This is a genomic window from Methanosarcina sp., from assembly GCF_028693135.1.
In the GTDB taxonomy this organism is placed as follows: domain Archaea; phylum Halobacteriota; class Methanosarcinia; order Methanosarcinales; family Methanosarcinaceae; genus Methanosarcina.
In genome coordinates, this window is the sequence record NZ_JAQUVZ010000034.1 from 19,140 (window position 1) to 39,815 (window position 20,676).

The following is a 20,676-nucleotide window of genomic DNA, read 5'->3' on the forward strand; positions in this document are numbered from 1 at the left end:
TTACCTGGACGGAAAAATGAAAGCACTGGATTTTTTTAGCCCTGAATATAGGGTTCAGAGAATGTACATCTCGTCGAAAATGCACATCTTACCGAAAATGCACATCTCACCGAAAATGAGGTGCAGAGAGGATGTATGCAATTTTCGGGTTTCCTCTATGACCCTCGACAGCTTTTCCATGTAGAAATGCAGATGGGACTTTTTTAATCCTGACCCCTTAATTGAAGAGGTTCAAGCCTGAATGGAGACTCTGTGCGGGAGGATGACCTGTGGCAATTACAGGCCAGGCAAAAGAAGGAAGTAAAATACATACAAAGGCAAAAAATTAATAAAGATATACGACGTTAACAGTATAAGGACATTCCAGAACTTCCATAAGGGATTAAAAGTGAATTTAACAGGATCTGACAGGATAAAGGCAGCACTGTTTGCTCAATACTCTTGTTTAATCGGTGCGGCAGTTAACCTGATGTATGCCTCGACACGAAGTCTTTTAGCACGGATAATAAGTAAAAAACAATATGAAATAATTCGAAATTATGGAGATTCCCTGCATGAAACGAAAATTCCAATCAGGAAGCGACTATCTCATTTTGTATGACTGCGGTACTGCCTTCTTACGCTATGGAGATTCTTCTCCTGTCAAATGCGATTATTACGAAAGTGGAAACCTCATAACAATTAGATTAGAAGGGGATACAATGCAGATGCAGGTAGAAGAAGGGGGTATTAGTTCGGTTATGGGTGATAGATGGGAGGAAGTTTATCCTTTTGAGGTTGCAGTATAATAGATATTCTCCTTCTTTTAGTTTGATGAGTGCGATTTGAACCCATGAAATCCTTTGATGCCAGATCTTAAACTTAGCTACATACAAATATTTATATATTTAGAGAGACGTATTTATAATTACTTAATTGTGTGAACAGACCTCCCGCCTGAAATGTGCAATCAGGCGGGAAAACCCCAATAAAATCTCTCTTTTTCATCTCTTTCCCTTGCTTGAAATTACTTTTTCGGGAAAATAACAATTAAATTCTGATAGCGTCTAAAATCGGGGACAAGTCAGGGGCACATGTGGATGTAGATATGCAGGTAGATTCTTAAAAACAGCCCGGGAACGATTATGGCTCAAGCATGGCCCGTAAACAACAAGAAAAATAAAAAAAATTCTGGATGCGAGGGGTGCGATTCGAACGCACGAATGTATCCAGTTCTTTGAGAACACAGGTAAATTACTTTTATACCCCTTCCTTGACAGACATCAGTCTGCCTGGAGGGGTAGTTTACCAGGGATTAACTTACGAAAAGAAAGTTTTCGAATTGCCATGGATCAGGATTGTGTTTCACGGCTGGGTTTTCTTTGAAAAATATTTTGCGATTTTTAAGTGGTGTCCAGTCCGAAGGTGTGGAAATAAATTTTCCAAGATACGGTTTGGCAATATCCAGGACAAAATCATGAGGCAAGTCCTCAGGTGTTTTAATACCTTCTCGTGGATTTTCAAGCATCCAGAGTATAGCAGCAACAATGCCTGCAGCTACCTGAAGAGTAGTAGCATTCTGCCCGGGAGCAAGGGGTCTGGCCTCTTCAATGCTCAATGAACTCCCAGTCCACCAGGAATTATAAGAATGGCCCATCAAGAGTGCCCCTATTATATCCTCACCAGATGTGATTTCATTTGTCATAATCCTGAGTCTGGGTTGAAGCTCATAATTCCGGCCTCGCAATTCGCAAAGAGAGGAAAGTGTGTCGTGACAGGGCATATAAGCATAATGTACGGTAGGCCTATAGACCGCCTCGTCATCTTCCCAAACAGTTAACAGTTTTGAAAGTCCATACGATTCGCCATGACGGATCGCCATACCTACAATTTCTTCATCCGGTATCCACGATCTGACCCATGTATTAATGCCCATCTGGGGCAAGAGAATCACGTTTTTTGGTCCGTAAGGAGGTATATGCGCCAGGGGCGGCAATTTGCTCTCATGCGTTCCCCAGGCTATTTCAACAGGAGCAGTTCCTTCTTCCCTCAATCCTTCAATGCTCCATGTCCCTACAAATTCATTTACCTCCTTTGCCCGGTTTGCGACTTGAGTATCTCGCTCGCTACAATGGATCACTTTGACTCCCAATTTCTTAGCCAGGCGGGCAAAATCCCTGTTCTTTGCAAGAAGGGAAATTTCCTGTTCATCCTCAGGAGAGACTTTCTTATCTTCACAGGTGCGGGCGGCAATATCCAGCAAGCCTTGCTTTACGAAGTGAGTTATCAGGCCAGGATTTGCGCCATGGTCAACAACAGCAGTCGGCGCATCTTTCCAATCATGGGAAAGTTCAAGCAATCTCATTTGCCGTAAATAAAGCGATTTTTCCAATAGACTTTGAGTCATAAATTTCTCGGCAGGGTCCCATACTTCAACCGAAGTGTTAACATACAATACATTGTGCTCATGGCACCACTTAATGATGTCATTGGCATCGATATTCCATGAAAGATCAATGAGCAAGCCTTCATCTTCCATATATTGTGACAGAACTTGATCCAAATTTTTTGGGGTAATCTTTTCACAGACAAATCTTAATCCTTGATTAGTATATTTTTTCAGGGCTTTTGATTTGTCTTCAAAATCAATTAAGGTAATGTTTTCTAACGGAACATCGAGTTTGTCCAGTAAAATAGGTAGGGTGCATTGTGAAACTGAGCCATAACCAATAATGAGGATTTTATTGGAAAATCTTTTTTTCATAGGATTCGTAAACGCAAGACATGAATATAACTTTTCTCATATTAACTTTTCACAATAATGTGGTCTGATCCCCCCAAACTTAAGTGGAGGTCCATAAATGAAAAAGATATTAGCCTTGCAGATTCTCTCAAAAAATCTGAACAACTTCATCAGATACAACATACCTGCTAAAACTTATTGTGTTATTTCAATTCAGACGGAGCTTTACAGGTCGTTCAGGACTGTCCCAAAATCTGGATCACTGGTTAAGAGACATTTTTAACAAAACTGAGAGGGTGCAAATATGAAAAAATCAAGCTCTGTATTATGAAAATATATGCAAAGTGATGGCAATGAATCCTCATGGAAAGGAATATTAGAGCTTTAAAAACTAAATCATTAAGATCAGAGATTTGTTAAAGAAGCAAAAGCCTTGTTTTACCAGACAGGTCGGGAATTCACGACACAAGAATAATTCTTGATAAAAAATAATTTGATAAGACTTTTATAATACCATATAGTGCTATAGTATAATGCTCTAAATAACTGCTACAGATGATTCAAGTTTTGTTTTGCTCAAACATAGGAGTTTTGTGTTGATGGAGGAGTCTCTGGAACTTAGTAGAGTTTATTCGAAACACAAGATAACAAATTCATTCGATTTGAAGCCTATTGTGGCTGATGTATGTAATTTTGTCTGAGTGTAAACTATAAAATACTGAATATTTCATAGAGGACTTAATAATAAATATTGTTATAACCTCCCCCAGGTGATCGTTATGTTTAGACGAGCATTAGTAACTTCTTTTCTTGTATTTTCTTTTATCTTTGTATACGTTCCTTCTGCTTCATGTATGAGTTCTCCGCAAACAATTTATGTTGCAGGGGACGGCAGTGGAGATTATAATTGCGCTGGAAAAAGTGATCAGGTACAGATAAACCAGGCACTGCAATTTGTAGCAAATAACAGTGAATACACAACTGTCCATCTTAAAGGACCTTTTACTTACGTTATTGATGATAGTATCCTGATTGGCAACAATACAATTCTTGAGGGAGACTCTACTGCTGTGATCAAACTTGCTAACCACGCAGGCTGGCCTTCGATGAAACCTCTTATCCAGCAGATGGGCGGCAAGGGAAATAACATTACAGTAAGGGGCTTTGAGGTCGATGGAAACTATGAGGACAATCGTGAAATTCTGCTGGGTAGAGGATACTACAATGTAATGTACTTTACTTACTGTAATAATGTAAAAGTATACGACATGTATATGCACGATGGGAATGGGGACGGATTGAGGATAAACAAGGGTTCCAACATTCAGTTTTACAACAACACTGTATACAAGCTGGGACACGACGGTCTGTTTGCACTCAGGAGTGAAAATGTGGAGGCATGGAACAACCGAATAACCTGCAGGACCAATAGCGCTCTCAGAGTATGGAACTCAAACCACGTAAAATTCCACGATAACGTCATCGACTCTTTCCACCATTGGAGTGCAGGAGGTCCGGGAATACAGATTGAAAAAGGACCTGATTCCTCAAATCAGACTGCGATCGTAAACGATGTAGAGGTGTATAACAATACTATCTATAACAGTTTTGGGCCCGGGATCTGGATGCCAGATTATGATACCTCTACTAGCATCGGGGATCAGGGAAAAAGTGTCCATATTCATCACAATATCTTCTACAGCACCGGCACTAATCCCAGTATTACCTCAATTGGGGGCATTGTAGCGAATGGGTTTAATGGGACCCTTATCGAAAATAACTTATTTGACAGCTGCTATGGTGCTGCGATCTCCCTCACGTCCCCTCCTGAGTATATTCCATCAGGTGGATTATTCAAGATTACTGTGCGCAATAACATAATCGTAAACACTCAGGAGGGTATAACAGACCCGAATGGGACGGGATATGCAGCAATAAATAATTTCCCCCAGATATACGATTTAGTGCTGCAAAATAACGGCCTTTACGATAATGTGCGTGGAGATTATAAAAACTGCACATCTACAACAGATATATACGTAAATCCTCTCTTTGCAGACCCGAAAAATCATGATTACCGTCTGCTGTCGGTTGAAGGCCGCTGGGATGGAAAAAAATGGGTAAAAGACAAAGTGAGTTCTCCCTGCATTGATGCAGGTTATCTTCATTCCGACTATTCTGCTGAACCGGAACCAAACGGAAACCGAATAAACATAGGTCCGGATGGAAATACGATATATGCCTCAAAATCAGGGTCAGATGGATCAACCCCTATATCTTCAGAACCCTCAACTGCATGGAAATGGAGTAACAAAATCAAAAAATATATAGAAAGATTATGGAATGATGCTGGAAATGATATTGAGATAATACCCAATTACACTATCGTTTCCCCTGCTCCCGCTCAAAGTGCTCCCTCTATCGTAAATGAAACTCAAATCACTACCAGCGTATCATACAAGGAATCTCCTTCGATCTACGGTGAGAGGATAGTGTGGCAGGACTACCGAAATGGAAACCCGGGCAATGCAAGCTGGGACATTTATATGTACGATATAACCGCTTCAGAGGAAGTCCGGATCACTACTGATGAATCGTGGCAGGAAAATCCTGAAATTTTTGGGGATAGAATAGTATGGGAGGATGGGCGCAATGGAAACCAGGATATCTACATGTACAATATTTCCACCAGCACGGAAACACAGATTACAAACGATGAGTCAGATAATACTCGCCCTGTTATCTATGGGGACAAAATCGTATGGGAAGAACGGCTCGATTCCGGAAACCATGATCTCTACATGTACGATATACCCACTTCAAAGGAAATCCGGATTACAAACGGTGAATCGGATAAATTGGATAATATTCACCCTGCTATCTACGGGGACCGGATAGTATGGCAAAGGCATGCCGGAGAAAACCATGATATTTGCATGTACACTATTTCCACCCGTAAGGTAACTCAAATAACTAAAAACGGAAATGCCTTTAATCCTGCCATCTATGAGGGCAGGGTCGTGTGGGAGGATCATCGCCTTGCAGATGAGTATGATCTCTCAAGTTCGGATATTTTTAACTATGATCTCTCCACTCGCAGGGTAACTCAGATCTCAAGAAGCGGAAGAGCACATAATTCTGCTATCTATGGTGACAGGATTTTGTGGTATGATTTCCGTAGCGGCAATGATGATATATATCTGTATAATATATCAACTTCCAGGGAAATTCAAATTACCACAAATATGTCAGAGCAGGAATTTCCCGCAATCTCCGGGGACAGAATAGTGTGGCAGGATTACCGAAATGTACCGTATAACGCTGATATATATATGGGTAGTATTAGCTACCCACCTGCCGCTGATTTTTAAGTATCCGCCGTATCCGGAAAAGCACCTCTTATGACTAGTTCAGGAGCGGGGCTTTTCTTAACAATGGCTGAAGCCAGATTAAAAGAGCCTGGAGCTATTTACGTATACTTCGCATCAGAGAGGATCTTGCGAACTTCATTAAAAAGCAAATAAATTTGAATAATTGAGCAAAAATGTGACTAAAAGAAATTTAATCGATCAAAAAAGTTTGATGCGAGAGGTTCGATTCGAACGCCCGAACTCCTACGAAACTGGACTCTGTTTTATCCCAAAATTAGTTCGCTTTTTTAATTTCTTTTGTTGTAGTTATATATCATCTATATATATGACTCACTGTTGACTTCAACTTCGAATTTGTTTTATTTTACATGATCACCCCACAATATCAGAATAGAATTCATTGGTCATCGGTTAAGAACTTCTTTCCATCTACCAATAGTGTTTTTCATTTCACCTTTTCATTAAAACCATTTTTCTCTGAACCTTTCTCTGTTTACATGCGGATCCAATGCTTGACTTTCATATACACTCATTATCGTTTCAAAAGTTCTTTGAATTCCACATCTATTCAGAATTACTGTCAACAAATCTGATGCATTCTCTGCAAATATTGTGCTCCAACGTAACTGCGTATATTGAGCCATTTTTTCAGGATGAGCTGTTGAGTTTCTTACAAGAGAATAAATTCTTCTGCTAACGATTAGTGTCAACATTGCTGTCCATATTAGAGCCTCAATTACCTGCACATTCTTTGTTTCAAGAACGTCAAGAGCGTATTTGCTTTTCAACTCCTTAAACAGCAGTTCTATGTCCCATCTTGCTCCATATAATTTTGCAATGTCTTTTGCATTCAAAACATCTTTCTGAATATTTGTGATATATATGTGATGCTTTTCATCTTCATCATTATATACCGCAACAAGACGTACAAGCAGCTCATCCCGCTTTTGTTTGCCTTTATACGCTCTTCTTTTGAATGCTATTTTTACAACTGCATCAATATCTTTCCCAGAGAGTTGTTTAATACACTCACTAACAGGTTTTTCCGTGAACTCTTTGCTTTTAGTCTTAGAAAGTCCCTCTTCAACAGAAACAAGAATCGGATCCATATTCTTCCTTATTCTTGAGACAAAATATCCTCCGTTTTCCTCAACTCTTGCAAACATTTGAGTTTTGTAAAATCCAAGATCAACAAGAAGAATACGGTCTTTGATCCATGGACCGATTTTCAATGTTTTGATCTCAGCTGTTTTTTCAGAGTACAGAGCAACTGTTTTAGGCCCATTAGCAACTGCACTTACCATAACTCCCACTTTTACCCCAGCAGCTACTGTTCTTGCTCTTGCTGCTGGAAACTTGTCTGCTAAAGATGAGTGAAGACGAACAATTGTACTGTCTTGAATGAGAACATCCTGAAAGTTTTCGAGTTTTTTGCTAAGTTTTCTACCAGGTTCTTTTGCAAGCTCTTCTATGCCGTGAATAACACACTGATGAAGAAACTCAACAAGTTCTGGAGTGAATCTATAGTACCAGCTGCTGTCGCTTAGGGTCTTATGTGATTCTTTTTCATATTCTCTTTTTAAACTGGCAAGTGTACGCTGCAAGCGTACACCAAAACCAAGAGTTAAAACCCAAAAGATGATGACAGGGTCAATTTTACGCTCACGTACTATGAGACCAGTTTCTTTGGCAGTTTGCCTTAACCACTCTTCGGGAAACATTTCCCGAAGAGAGTCTTCAAGAGTAGGTGGGGGATGAGGAGACATAGATGCACTAATATTTAGATTATTATTATAAAAACACATACGAGAGTGATTCCCTAACGCTTAACCGATGACGCATGGAATAGAATTGAAATTTACTAAATGTTCTACATTTTACGTCGTCTGCTACGGTATCATGTATTGAACATTCAAATAGATTTGAATCCGCGAAATAATTTCAGGATACAACATAAAATTTGGAAAAGCGGAGTGAAGAGAACGGAAGCTTCCACTTCAGGGGGTGTTTTTGCTAATATTTGTTAACCGGTTGAATTTTCAGCCAATCTGTATTACCATAATGAGCACTATTGAAGTTATACAGATTATGACTTCCGGAGATTCACACTTAAAACTGAACTGGTCATTATTCAGATAAATTTACATTTTTCTTTATGTGGGCAGTCAAATTCAAGTGTATCGCATTTCCTAGGTCTTTTGTTTAGATAATCATTTAACGTTATTGAGTAAAATAATTCATTTCCATCATCTGTTCTTAAGCAAATTACTCTTACTGTTTTGTCTTTGTTAAATTTTAGATTTATAAAATGTTTTGAGTACTCACTTAAGAATAATACTAGTTTTCTTTGGATCTCTTTTACATGATCTTCAACATTTTCTATGTTTATTTCATTAGGAGCGCCTTTTCGTTGATTATATGCTTTTTTATATGAGTAACACGGTCCACTCGATTCAGATGTGGAGATTAAACCAGTTAAAAAATGAGTTGCTTCTGACCTTATGGCGTGAACTTCTACATACCAATCCGTTTTTTCTAATATTTTCGAATAAGATTCATCAAGTTTCTGTTTATCATTTAAAAACTGTTTTTTCTGTCTATCAAAACTGTTACTTAATACGTCATTAGAGTAGAATTTTTTTACTAAAAAGCTAAGATTTTCACACAGGCCATATATCGAATTTAGATATGCCTCATATCTAATTGTTAAAAGTATTCCCTGAACGTCATAAGGAATTCCTTCAATCTCTCGTTTCTTGTTTTCTTTATCCCACACCGGAATTTGTTCTAATACCTCTCTATATGAAACTAAAACAGCCACAAATTTGTCTCTTATTGATCGTGCAAAATTAGATACGTCTGGAACTTTGATTTCAGAGGTACTGAGAAATAGTACAAGTAGATCAAACTCTGAATAATTGTTATTTTCTGGGAAAAACACGTATCCTGGGAATTTCTGATATATTGCATTATTTTGTACCATATGAATACACAAATTTTTATCTTTAGCTAGTAGTCGTTTTTCTCAGGATATATTGAAAGCTATTTACTTGGATCGGATTTTATTTGTCCTATTTGATTGTGTAGTATAGGATGTTTACAAATCATTAAGCATCTTGAAAATATTCATCAAAGTTTTTATAAACTCGATACGCTTCTTGCGCGCACTCATCAGGTTTACTAAATATTTTGTCTAAACTATCGCTTATACTTACAAATTTTAATTCGTTCGCTGCTTCTCTAATACGAGTCACAGTGTTTGTAACTTCATTTCTCAATGTAGAGGTAACACCTCGTATACCTCTACAGAAACGTCAATGTATAATTTTGCATAATCTGAAAGTATATCTCTCGCTTCTGAAATATTATGTATGTTACTATTTTTATAAGAAGTCCAATATAAGTAAAATTTTAACAGAGCTTTTTTAACTAATCCTTTAGCGATATTCAATTGTTCTTTTTTGTCCGCTCTCGCATCGCGGAACCTAGTAAACTCAGAATCAAAGTTGCGTTGGTGCACCCTGGCGCAAGCAACGGAGTATGTTCGCGCCACCGCTCTAAATTCCGTTAAAGGAAACAATAACCCTAAACACTTTAGTTTGAGTAGAAGTTAACAACCGGAAAATGGAATTGATAAATTACATATTATCATTAACGGTTATCGGGAAAGTTTTCCATCCCCGCAGCAAGCTAGCGGGGTATTCGACTGATAATAATTGAAACCGAATGACTATCCGCGAATAGCGTATGAGTCCATTGCCTTAGAGATATATCTTGACGCAACTACATAAAAAGCAAGCGAATCAGAATAATTGAGCAAAAATGTAACTAAAAGAGAGTCAATCGATTAAAAAAAAGTTTGAGTGCGAGAGGTGCGATTCGAACGCACGAACTCCTACAAGACTGGACTCTGAATCCAGCGCCTTTGACCTGGCTGGGCAACTCTCGCAAATTGATATTACTTGTCAATAAAATATATTTCTAGATGCAAAACTCTGAAGCAGGCACCTTTGACCTGGCTGGGCAACCCTCGCACGATATGGCTCCTGTTGCAGCAGCAAATAGTGGCGCTCTTTGTTCTTATACTTTTTCCTTGAAAGCCCTTTCGGAGAGTGAAAAAACCCTCAAACTCATTATAAATATTTATTTTTTGAGGGGTTCAATCACTAATCTCGGGAGTTTATTTTGGAATACTCGAAAATTCCAGATAGAAGTATGGGAAATTGATGAAATTTTCATCTCATCAATTTCAGGATAAGGGCTTTCTGGGCATGCAGGCGGTTTTCTGCTTCTTCGAAGACCACAGAGTTCGGGCCGTCCATGACCTCATCCGTAATCTCCAGACCTCGTCTGGCGGGCAGGCAGTGCATGACTATTACATCCGGCTTTGCAACTCCAAGGAGTTCGGTGTTGACCTGGAACCTGGTAAAGTCCTTCAGGCGCTTTTCCTGTTCGGCTTCGTCACCCATGGAGACCCAGACATCAGTATAGATAATATCGGCATCCTTTGCGGCAACTTTCGGGTCATCTGTAATTGTGAACTTGCCTCCAAGAGCTTTTGCCTGTTCAAGGAACTCGGCTTTTGGCTCATAGCCTTTCGGACAGGCAACGACAAACTCCATTCCCATGATAGCCGAGCCAAGCAGGGCAGAGTTGCAGACGTTGTTTCCATCTCCAACCCAGGCGAATTTAAGGCCTTCTAACTTTTTCTTGAACTCCATGATGGTCATGAAGTCACCCAGGATCTGGCAGGGGTGTTCCCGGTCGGAGAGGGCATTGATCACGGGTATGGTTGAATATTCGGCCAGTTTCTTCACAGTTTCGTGGCTCATAACCCTGGCCATGATTCCGTGCAGGTAACCGGAAAGGGTCCTTGCAGTGTCCTCAATGGTCTCGCCTCTTCCTACCTGGATGTCCCTGGAGTTCAGGTAAAGGGCATGTCCCCCGAAATCGCTCATTGCAACCTCAAAGGAAACTCTGGTCCTTGTTGAGGATTTCTCGAAAATCATTCCAAGGCTTTTATGCTTCAGGTACTCGGTATATTCTCCTGCCTTGCGCTTTGCTTTCAGGTCCACTGCCGATTCAAGGAGTTCGTAGATCTCCTCTCGGGACAGGTCAGTTATAGAAAGTACATCTTTCTTCATAGGTCTCAAACCCCGGCTTATTTCTAGCTGAATTTAAACTTTATATTACTTGCATAGTACTTATTTACAAGCGTTATCCCTGCATATTTTTTCAAACAGTTAGCTTCTAAGTTCTTTCATATGGTCAATTCTTTTCTGGATAAGATCGGCAGTGCCTATATCTTTCCGGAAGAAAAGTTTACCCTTAATATTTTCAAGAGCGTTCTGGGCGATTTTTTCTGCAGCCTCTATTGTTTCTGCACGCCCCACGACAGCAACTGCACGGGAGCCGGTAGTGTAAATTTTCCCCTCTTTTTCATACACACTTGCATAGTAGACTGAAGCTTCTCCCACATCTCCTACAACTACTTCGCTGTCTTTTTCAGGATTATCCGGGTAGCCTGCGGGAACTGCATATTTACAGACCGTCGCTTTCTTGCTGAACTTTACAGGCAGGTTTTCAAGGGTGCCTTTTACTACAGCAGACATAATTTCTACAAAATCAGTCTCGATAAGGGGGATAACATTCATAGCTTCAGGGTCTCCGAACCGTGCATTGAACTCCACGACTTTGGGGCCGCTGGCTGTCAGGATAAACTGCCCGTAGAGAATGCCCTGGTATCCTGTCCCTGTTTCCTCATACAGCGCTGTTACCGTATGCTGCATAATCTTTTTTGCCTGCTCAAGGTCTTCGGAAAGCATGAAAGGAAGGATTTCTCCTGTATCGGTGTATGAGCCCATGCCGCCTGTATTCGGTCCGAGGTCCCCTTCATAAGCTCTCTTATGGTCCTGCACTGCAGGGAAAAAGGCAAGGTTTTTTCCATCCACAAAAGCCTGTAGAGTAAACTCTTCTCCTATGAAACGTTCCTCAATAACTACAGACCCTTTTTCCAGAAGCTCGCTTGTATATTCCCTGGCAGCTTTGAGGTCAGGGAGCTGGTCACCCATCACCTTTACGCCTTTACCGCCTGTAAGCCCGGAGGGCTTGACTGCAACGTCGCCCAGCTTTTCAATGAAAGCATGTGCTGGAGCCTCGTCCGTGAAAACTTCATAGGCAGGACAGCCTTCAATTCCATATTTCTTCATGAAGTTCCTTGCCCATGCCTTATCAAACTCAATAACTGCACAGGCTTTCCTGGGACCTACAACAGGGACCCCGGCTTCCCAGAGGGCATCTGCAACTCCTGCTGCAAGCGGAGCTTCAGGCCCCACAAAAGCCATCTCAATTTTCCTGGCTTTCGCATATTCAACAATTTTTACAACCTCGGTTTCCTTTTCAAGCAGGAAATCCTCACAGAGGGCGGCAATTCCGGGGTTTTTCTTTGCCATTAACGCATAAAGGATGGGGTTATGCTTGCTTTTCTTAATTCCTTCGGCAACTGCGTGTTCCCTTCCGCCGCCGCCGATAAGCAAAATCTTCATTTTCATTCTCCTTGTTCAAAAAAATTTATTTTTAACCTTAAATTTGTTTTTGATACCTGATGAGGAAATATGGTGAAGAAAAGGTGAAGGATTCTTAGGATCGCAAGACCTTTTTTTCTATCTTAAAAATATATTTATCTTTATAAACGATAGTTTTAATCAATAACACAATAAAGGATTCCCTAATTCTCTATTTCTTCTAATAAATATCTTCTCATTGTTTATCTTCAAGTTTATCTAAAAATTCAGCAAGTTTCAGTAGTTCCGAATCTCCTTATTTTGAGATGATGAATCTTAAAACAATGTTCATGACATAGCTGTTGACTTTCATGGCAGATCCTATTGACTTTCATGGCAGATCCTATTGACTTTCATGGCAGATCCTATTGACTTTCATGGCAGATCCTATTGTGGGAGTAGAGACACTCCAGATATAGGGTGAATTAAACCAGAGAACGGAACTTCATGGAGCTTTTTAGTGCATCTAAATCCAACAGGACAATAAAGGGCATAATTAAAAAGCCCACAAAATAAAACTGAAATACGTCTACTGATTTTGAATAACAGACCGGATTGAGTCATTATGTAATATTCCAGTATTCCAGTCAAGTTGTTCCTGGATTGCTTTACGAAATTTACTTGGAACTACTGTTCGGTGGAATTTACATATTAAAAAGATTAAAAAGATTAAATATATTAAACATTTTAGACCTTTTAGACCTTTTAAACATCCCTTAACTTAATAGACCTGATATCAGAACATATATTCCGGCTGAAATCCCTGCCCCCACAAAGGTTGCAACAAAGTTTACCCCGCTGTTTGAGAGCACATCCCTTTTCTGAAGAGTAGCCCCGAGCAGGCTGTCCACATTTGTGCCGATAAAGCCTCCTGCAGTTGTAATAAGGACTGAAAGCAGAAGGTCGTCAGATATTCCAAGAACATAGCCAAGCACGCCTATGACTGCAGAACCTAAAATTGCGGCAAGTTCGCCCAGCGAGGAAACAGCCCCATCAGCCCCGGGTTCCGAAAGCTTGAGAGTTGTGATCATTCTGGGTCTTCCTTTTGCCGTGGTCCCGATTTCACTTGCCAGAGTATCGCCTGTAGCAGTTGCAACAGTGCCCATGTAGGCATAAATAATCGGAAGGCTCTGATCAGGGAAGATACCATAAGCTACTGCAAGGACAAGGGCTGCCGTACTGTTCGAAAATACGTTTTCATAGCTCCGGATTCCGTTTTTTGTCTGAGCAATCCCGATCGATTCCTTGTATGCGTACTTGTACCTGGTAAACCCGCCGCCCAGAATGAAAAAAGTAAGCAGAAGCAAAAACCACTGAAATCCACTGAAAACAATTATCAGGACTCCGAGAAGGGCAGCACTGAGGAGAGCAGAAACGTCGGCAATTTTCGCCCTGTAAGCCAGCGCGCCGAGGAAAAGGGAGAAGACAAGGGCTACAAGCATTTTCTCCGGAGGGACCCAGTACCTGAACTCCTCAAAAATCCACATCGTCATCCCTGCTCCCAGAGACACCGGGATATTACTGTCTATCTTTGAAGGAATTGACTCAAAAAGAGAACCTGTAACTGCTCCAATAACAGCTATGAAAAATATAAAGTTATACGAGATTGAAAGTTCCTGCCAGTAGACAATCCAGCTTGATGCAAGAAACGCCGCAATAATCCTGAGCGCAAGAAAAATCGAACTCCAGAGTAATGAAAAACTTTTCTTCTTCATCCTGCTCTTTCTGGACTCTAAATCAGCAGTAAAGCCTCTTTCCGAAAAAAAAGAGCTGTGGTTTCCTACAGCTGCAACTGCAAAGGCTGCAAGGACTATATAAAATGGGAATGTGTACGGAAGGTCTTTAGAAACTGCAGAAACAAGCAGCATCAGTGTAAGAGATAAAGAAAGGCTGGCTGCATCTCTGCTGCAGGAAAGAAACTTCCCAGAAAACCTCAACCCCAGGAAAAGGACAAAAGAAAGGAGGAGGAGCAGATCTACTCCTGCAAAAGGAGCTATCAGAATAAGCAGGAGATATAAGATGTGCATCACGGGAATTCCGTGGTAGGAAGTCCCATTTTCGAGGAGGGGGGTGTCTCTGTTCATTCTAGGACATCTTTTGTTTTTTATTCTTCCTGAGAAGCTACATAGAATAAGCTTTTCTTTATAAATAGATAGTTGTTTTTCCTTCCGATAATTGTTTAAAAATGAAATAAGATTTAAAAATATTTATGTATCTTATTACTTACGCTTGGAGTGATTTTCACGTCAGCCCTGGCGGTTATTCAAAGAACAAAGTAACTTTTTTGTCAGTGATTTCACTCCACAGACACCTACTACTAATTTTTTATCTCAGAAAGTCTCTCTCACCTGCGATCCGGGAGAAAGCCTTTTTAAGAATTTTGTTGAGTGGTTTTCGGTCGTCTTTTGCTATAAGAATCATTTTATTTAAGGATAAGTGTAATTAGCAAAGCAGACAGATAATTATTGCAGTTAACAAATCCAGTTAACAAATCCATTAACTGGCTGAGATCTGATTTTACGCTTTATGTGAGGGGAAAATAATGAAAAATTATGACCTTATTGTGATAGGTACGGGCTCCGGAATGAATTATGTGAACTCTATTATCGATTCGAATCCGGAGCTAAAAATAGCTGTTATAGATAAAGACGAACCCGGAGGGATCTGCCTGACCAGAGGGTGTATCCCTTCAAAACTTCTGCTCTACCCTGCGGAGCTTGTAAGGGAACTTGAGACAGCTCCGCTTTTCGGGATCAAACTCGAGATAAAAGATATTGACTTCCGCATGATCATGGAACGGATGCGCAGAAGGATAGAAGAAGACATCGATATGATCAGGCAAGGGCTAACTGAGAGTACTTATCTTGACTATTATCCCGAAGCTGCCGAATTTACATCGCCGTATACCCTCAAGGTTGGAGAAGAGACCCTTCACTCCGAGATGATTTTCCTGTGTACGGGCTCAAAGCCTGCAATCCCGCCTGTTAAAGGGCTTGAAGAAACCGGCTACCTTACAAGCGACACCGTAATCAAACTCGAGGAATGCCCGAAAAGCCTTGCCATCCTCGGGGGAAGTTACATCGGAGCTGAGTACGGGCACTTTTTTTCAGCTATGGGAGCTGAAGTCACGGTTATAGGGAGAAATTTGCATTTTCTTCCCCAGGAAGAGCCCGAAATCTCCGAACTTGCCAGGATAAAGATGTCGGAATACATGAGAATCGTTACAAACCACGAAGCCATAGAGGTCAGAAAAGAAAGTAACGGGCAGAAAACCGTTATTGCAAAGGACAGAACCACGGGAGAAGAGACAAAAGTTACTGTAGACGAGATCCTGGTTGCAACAGGCAGATCCCCGAATACTGATATCCTCCACCCCGAAAGGGCAGGAATCAAGACAGATAGCCACGGCTGGATTTTAGTTAACGAGTATCTGGAAACCTCCCAGCCAAATATCTGGGCTTTCGGGGACGCAAACGGAAAATACCTGCTCAAGCATGCAGGAAACTATGAGTCCGGAATAGTTTTTCTCAATGCGATTATGAAAGAAAAAGTAAAGGTAGACTACCATGCCGTACCGCACGCAGTTTTCTCCTATCCGGAAATTGCAGGCGTGGGGATGTCAGAACAGGAAGCCATAAAGGAGTATGGGAAAGACCGAATCGTTATGGGCTTTAAACTCTTTGAAGATACGGCAAAGGGAGCTGCTATGGAAGCCAGGGGTTATTTCGTAAAAGTGATTCTGGACGGACAGGAAGACAAAATTCTGGGTGCCCATATTATAGGACCCCATGCCTCGGTCCTGATCCACCAGATAATTTCTCTCATGTATACGGCATCAAGAAGTGCAGAGCCAATTATCCGCAGCATGACCATCCATCCATCGCTCAGTGAAGTCGTCACAGGAGCCTTTTACTCCAGACTCTCCCCTGAACACTACCACCATGTCATGAAGCATCTCGGGCTAGAGGACTGAAAAGCCAGGTTTGAAGCCTGAAAAAACCGCTGAAAAGACGAATAAAAGTGCTCTGGGCTTGTATTTACAGCCCGTGAGCCTAAACATTTGAGCAAATAGTCAACGGCTAGCTCGAATTTATGAGTCTGAACTTCAATCCCCATACAACCTTATTCGCTATACCTAACCGTTTTTGTCACGCTCGACGCAGGAGAGCGGCCTGTCCCAAAAAAGAGAAGAAAGAAGAGAACAGACAAATAATAATCTACCTCTGTTTTTTCCACATTTCCAAGCTTCTTCTTTCTTTTCCACATTTCCAAGCTTCTTCATTCTGTTTTTCGTCCTTCTACGCGTTTCTGCTTTTTGAGAAGAAACTCCAAACAAGCTGGTGGGAGCATCCATATTTAATCATAGAGCTCATCCCAAAACCAGGTTTATCCCTAAATAAATAGAAGTTTCAGAATCTTTTATTATCGCGAATTGGCTCTTTACATTATTTAAAAATCAACTTATACTAGAACTTCTTTCTCCCTTACAGTGTTAGAAAACCAATATTTTTCTTTTATCATACTTAACGTGATACCATGCCTGCTCCCCCTCAAATAATTGAACTTGTCACTCGCTTTGATAACTATTATGAGAGATATAAGTCCCTTTCGTACAATGAAACACAAGTAAGAAGAGAATTTATTGATCCATTTTTTAAGGCATTGGGGTGGGACGTAGATAATACACAGGCATATGATGATAGATATAAAGAAGTTATTCACGAAGATGCTATAAAGGTGAGCGGGAAGACAAAAGCGCCTGACTACTCTTTTAGAATAGGTGGTATCCGAAAGTTTTTTGTTGAGGCAAAAAAGCCAGCGATAAATCTCAAGGAAAACCCTGAGCCTGCCTATCAACTCCGCCGTTATGCGTGGAGCGCTAAATTACCATTAAGTATACTAACGGATTTTGAAGAGTTTATTGTATTTGATTGTACAAAGAAACCCTTACTCAATGATAAATCATCTATGGGCCGAATTGAGTATTACACCTATAGGGATTATATCGAAAAATGGGATGAAATTGAATCAAAGTATTCCAAAAACTCAATTTAGACCGGCAGATTTGATGATCTTGCAGAAAGTTTGGTGAGTAAGAAAGGTGGAAAAGGAACAGCTGGAATTGATGATTCATTCCTGACTGAAATCGAGGGATGGCGTGATATTCTTGCTAAGAATATTGCACTTCGAAACAATGAACTTTCTGTGCAGGAGCTAAACCTTGCTGTGCAAAAAATCATAGACAGAATTATCTTTTTAAGAATCTGTGAAGATAGAGGAATAGAAGAGTACGGACAACTCAAAAAGAAAGCTGAATGTAAGGAAATTTATGAAAATCTGAAAGATCTATTCATATATGCAGACAATAAATACAACTCCGGACTCTTTCACTTCGAAAAAGAAGATTGGATGGAAGAGCCTGATATTTTGACACTTTCCCTTAAAATAGATGACAAGATTCTCAAACAGATTTTAAGTCATCTTTATTATCCTGAGAGCCCATATGAGTTTTCCGTATTCCCTGCTGATATTCTTGGCCATGTTTATGAGCAGTTTTTAGGCAAGGTTATCAGGCTCACAGACACTCATCAAGCAAAGATTGAAGAGAAACCCGAGGTGAAAAAAGCCGGAGGTGTATTTTATACTCCTACCTATATTGTGGATTATATCGTCAAGAATACTGTTGGAAGGCTTGTCGAAGGCAAAACTCCCAATGAAATTTCAGAGTTAAAAATTCTTGATCCGGCATGTGGTTCAGGTTCTTTTTTAATAGGAGCTTATCAGTATCTTCTGGACTGGCACATTGGCTGGTATATAGACAAGCTTGTGCCATTTATAAAGGCAGGGAAACCTGCAACTGACAAAGAAGTACAAAAATTCCTGCCTGTAAAACCTATTCCAAAGAAAAAAGGAAAGAAAAAAATCAGGTCTGCAGGACTTGACTATGATTTTCCAATTTATCAGATGAGCGAAACTGACTGGCGTTTAACATCGGACGAAAAAAAGAGAATTCTATTGAATAATATCTATGGTGTTGATATTGACCAGCAAGCAGTCGAGGTTACAAAACTTTCTCTTCTTCTCAAGGTATTGGAAGGTGAAAAAGGAGAACGCATCGCAAAGCAGCTTACAATCACTCAGGAAAGAGTACTACCATCCCTGCATGAGAATATAAAGTGCGGGAACTCTTTAATCGGTCCGGATATCTATAATAATGTTCCTGTAAGTCTTGATAATGAAGAAGATTTATACAAAATAAATGCCTTCGATTGGAATCGGGAGTTTACAGAAGTTTTTGAGAATGGAGGATTCGATGCAGTTATTGGGAATCCTCCTTATGTCCGGCAAGAACTTCTTAAGGGTCAAAAAGAGTATCTCAAAGACAAATATGAAGTATACCACGGAAGTGCTGATCTTTATGCTTATTTTATAGAGAAGGGAATTTCCCTTCTTAAAGAGAATGGACAGTTTTCTTATATTGTTGCAAATAAGTGGATGAGAGCTAACTATGGAAAACCACTTCGCATATGGTTAAGTAAGAAATCTATTGACGAAATTATTGATTTTGGCGATCTGCCAGTTTTTAAAACAGCAACAACATATCCCTGCATATTGAGAGTTTCAAACGGAAAAATAAAAGGGCATTTCAAGGTTGTTCAGGTTGATACTCTGGATTTCTTGGATTTATCTCAGTATGTAGAAGGAAGTGGATATTTTGTAAATCAAGAATCACTTGATGATAACGGATGGTCTCTTGTAGATCAAGAAAACAGGTTACTTCTTGATAAGCTCATGAAATCTGGTATGCCTCTTGGAGAATATGTGGGAGGAAAAATATATCGTGGGGTTTTAACTGGCCTAAACAAGGCATTTGTTATTGGTGAAGCTACAAAAGACCGGCTGATTGCTGAAGATCCAAAGAGCTCAGAAGTTATTAAACCATTTTTAGCAGGCCGTGACATTAAAAGATACAAGGCGCTAATATCCGACAAGTATGTGATATTTGCTCGCCGTGGAATTGATATCAGTAAATATCCAGCAATCCTTGCGCATCTTCAGAAATTCAAATCGGAGCTTACACCAAAACCCGAGGAATGGAAAGGAGAATGGAAAGGGAGAAAGCCTGGTTCATACAAGTGGTATGAAATCCAAGATTCTATCGACTATTATAAAGAGTTTGAAAGAGAGAAAATATTGTATGCAGAGATTGCGACAATGGGGCAGTTCACTCTGGATAATAATGGATTTTATTCCGATACAACTTCATATATTATGGGAAATAATTCACATTATTTATTAGGCATTTTAAACTCAAGATTATGGACTTTTATGTTTTCTAATGTTAGTTCAGTTATCAGAGGGGGATTCTTTAGATGGAAACGTCAATATATGGAAAATCTCCCTGTCCACACCACCGATTTCTCCAATCCCAAAGATGTAATTCGGCATGACAAGATAGTATCACTTGTCGAACAAATGCTTGTAATGAATAAAAAACTCGATAACTCAAAGCTTGGCAGTGAAAGAGAGATGATCCAGCGTCGGATCGACGCAACAGATGCAGAAATTAACAGGTTAGTTTATCAGCTCTACGATTTGACTGAGGAAGAGATTAAGATTGTGGAAATGAAATAATGATCGAGCCTATTATTTAGACTACGGTTTTATTTTTTGATCAGGTCAAAAACCCACCTGTTGACGCCTGAAGCAACGTTTCCGCAACGCCTGTGAAATTCAACCTCGAACCCCATTTTCCCATACTCTTCAATCAAACCAGGGATCTGCGAATCCGTATTGAAAGTGTAAAAATGGATCTTTCCTCCTTTTTTTACATTTCCTGAAACCTCATCAAGAAAATAGTCCATACCGTAAGGAGTTGGCACAATTGCTCTGTATGTCAATGGCGGTTAAGAATCTTCCAATTTCGGCGGTTTAAAACCTTCCAATTCACAATCCTTGAGAAAAGTTCGAGGATTGTAGATAATGTTGAAAATGGAGGAATGGCTATTGATACGAGATT

General features: G+C 40.1%; 13 protein-coding genes and 1 tRNA gene. 5 read left to right on the forward strand and 9 right to left on the reverse strand.

Annotation, left to right across the window (positions count from 1 at the left end):
* Window positions 1–554: 554 nt before the first annotated feature.
* Window positions 555–788, forward strand: a complete 234-nt coding sequence (locus PHF18_RS13380) for a hypothetical protein (protein ID WP_300103684.1) — start codon at window positions 555–557, stop codon at window positions 786–788.
* A gap of 506 nt (window positions 789–1,294) precedes the next feature.
* Here the strand turns inward: PHF18_RS13380 and PHF18_RS13385 are convergent.
* Entirely contained in the window at window positions 1,295–2,743 is a 1,449-nt protein-coding gene (locus tag PHF18_RS13385) for a saccharopine dehydrogenase NADP-binding domain-containing protein (protein ID WP_300103686.1), read from the reverse strand.
* A gap of 833 nt (window positions 2,744–3,576) precedes the next feature.
* On the opposite strand from PHF18_RS13385, the gene PHF18_RS13390 reads away from it, so the two are divergent.
* Window positions 3,577–6,093 (forward strand): right-handed parallel beta-helix repeat-containing protein, encoded by a 2,517-nt coding sequence (locus tag PHF18_RS13390; protein WP_300103688.1) that lies wholly within the window; start codon window positions 3,577–3,579, stop codon window positions 6,091–6,093.
* A gap of 461 nt (window positions 6,094–6,554) precedes the next feature.
* Here PHF18_RS13390 and PHF18_RS13395 read toward each other — a convergent pair whose 3' ends face one another.
* From PHF18_RS13395 to PHF18_RS13420, 6 genes are all read right to left on the reverse strand, one after another.
* The gene (locus PHF18_RS13395) at window positions 6,555–7,859 is read right to left on the reverse strand and encodes an IS4 family transposase (RefSeq protein WP_300103690.1); all 1,305 of its coding nucleotides are present in this window, start codon (window positions 7,857–7,859) and stop codon (window positions 6,555–6,557) included.
* A 365-nt stretch (window positions 7,860–8,224) separates the two neighbouring features.
* A complete protein-coding gene (locus PHF18_RS13400; RefSeq protein WP_300103692.1) occupies window positions 8,225–9,076 on the reverse strand; it encodes a hypothetical protein in 852 nt (283 codons plus the stop codon).
* An 881-nt stretch (window positions 9,077–9,957) separates the two neighbouring features.
* Window positions 9,958–10,042: transfer RNA gene (locus PHF18_RS13405), tRNA-Leu, on the reverse strand.
* 286 nt (window positions 10,043–10,328) lie between these two features.
* Window positions 10,329–11,237, reverse strand: coding sequence for an ornithine carbamoyltransferase (gene argF / locus PHF18_RS13410; protein WP_300103694.1), 909 nt, complete (start codon window positions 11,235–11,237; stop codon window positions 10,329–10,331).
* Between the two features lie 99 nt (window positions 11,238–11,336).
* Complete coding sequence (purD, locus tag PHF18_RS13415; protein ID WP_300103696.1) at window positions 11,337–12,638, reverse strand: phosphoribosylamine--glycine ligase; 1,302 nt, start codon at window positions 12,636–12,638, stop codon at window positions 11,337–11,339.
* 734 nt (window positions 12,639–13,372) lie between these two features.
* Entirely contained in the window at window positions 13,373–14,740 is a 1,368-nt protein-coding gene (locus PHF18_RS13420; RefSeq protein WP_300103698.1) for a TIGR00297 family protein, read from the reverse strand.
* A 458-nt stretch (window positions 14,741–15,198) separates the two neighbouring features.
* On the opposite strand from PHF18_RS13420, the gene PHF18_RS13425 reads away from it, so the two are divergent.
* Window positions 15,199–16,629, forward strand: a complete 1,431-nt coding sequence (locus PHF18_RS13425; RefSeq protein ID WP_300103701.1) for a dihydrolipoyl dehydrogenase — start codon at window positions 15,199–15,201, stop codon at window positions 16,627–16,629.
* Window positions 16,630–16,791: 162 nt separating this feature from the next.
* Here PHF18_RS13425 and PHF18_RS13430 read toward each other — a convergent pair whose 3' ends face one another.
* Window positions 16,792–17,010 carry a hypothetical protein gene (locus PHF18_RS13430; protein ID WP_300103703.1) on the reverse strand — a complete coding sequence of 73 codons (219 nt, stop codon included), beginning with the start codon at window positions 17,008–17,010 and terminating at the stop codon, window positions 16,792–16,794.
* 182 nt (window positions 17,011–17,192) lie between these two features.
* On the opposite strand from PHF18_RS13430, the gene PHF18_RS13435 reads away from it, so the two are divergent.
* Both PHF18_RS13435 and PHF18_RS13440 read left to right on the forward strand, forming a co-directional pair.
* Complete coding sequence (locus PHF18_RS13435; protein ID WP_300103706.1) at window positions 17,193–17,711, forward strand: type I restriction endonuclease; 519 nt, start codon at window positions 17,193–17,195, stop codon at window positions 17,709–17,711.
* A 33-nt stretch (window positions 17,712–17,744) separates the two neighbouring features.
* A complete protein-coding gene (locus tag PHF18_RS13440; RefSeq protein WP_300103709.1) occupies window positions 17,745–20,291 on the forward strand; it encodes a TaqI-like C-terminal specificity domain-containing protein in 2,547 nt (848 codons plus the stop codon).
* 29 nt (window positions 20,292–20,320) lie between these two features.
* Here PHF18_RS13440 and PHF18_RS13445 read toward each other — a convergent pair whose 3' ends face one another.
* Window positions 20,321–20,539, reverse strand: coding sequence for a hypothetical protein (locus PHF18_RS13445; protein WP_300103712.1), 219 nt, complete (start codon window positions 20,537–20,539; stop codon window positions 20,321–20,323).
* Window positions 20,540–20,676 lie beyond the last annotated feature (137 nt).

Excerpts from the sequence above, each read along its gene's own strand:
- PHF18_RS13385 (WP_300103686.1), bottom strand. The coding sequence starts at position 2,743 with ATGAAAAAAAGATTTTCCAATAAAATCCTCATTATTGGTTATGGCTCA.
- PHF18_RS13425 (WP_300103701.1), top strand. The coding sequence starts at position 15,199 with ATGAAAAATTATGACCTTATTGTGATAGGTACGGGCTCCGGAATGAAT.
- argF (WP_300103694.1), bottom strand. The coding sequence starts at position 11,237 with ATGAAGAAAGATGTACTTTCTATAACTGACCTGTCCCGAGAGGAGATC.
- PHF18_RS13435 (WP_300103706.1), top strand. The coding sequence starts at position 17,193 with ATGCCTGCTCCCCCTCAAATAATTGAACTTGTCACTCGCTTTGATAAC.
- PHF18_RS13430 (WP_300103703.1), bottom strand. The coding sequence starts at position 17,010 with ATGGATGCTCCCACCAGCTTGTTTGGAGTTTCTTCTCAAAAAGCAGAA.
- PHF18_RS13400 (WP_300103692.1), bottom strand. The coding sequence starts at position 9,076 with ATGGTACAAAATAATGCAATATATCAGAAATTCCCAGGATACGTGTTT.
- PHF18_RS13380 (WP_300103684.1), top strand. The coding sequence starts at position 555 with ATGAAACGAAAATTCCAATCAGGAAGCGACTATCTCATTTTGTATGAC.
- PHF18_RS13420 (WP_300103698.1), bottom strand. The coding sequence starts at position 14,740 with ATGAACAGAGACACCCCCCTCCTCGAAAATGGGACTTCCTACCACGGA.
- PHF18_RS13395 (WP_300103690.1), bottom strand. The coding sequence starts at position 7,859 with ATGTCTCCTCATCCCCCACCTACTCTTGAAGACTCTCTTCGGGAAATG.
- purD (WP_300103696.1), bottom strand. The coding sequence starts at position 12,638 with ATGAAGATTTTGCTTATCGGCGGCGGCGGAAGGGAACACGCAGTTGCC.
- PHF18_RS13390 (WP_300103688.1), top strand. The coding sequence starts at position 3,577 with ATGAGTTCTCCGCAAACAATTTATGTTGCAGGGGACGGCAGTGGAGAT.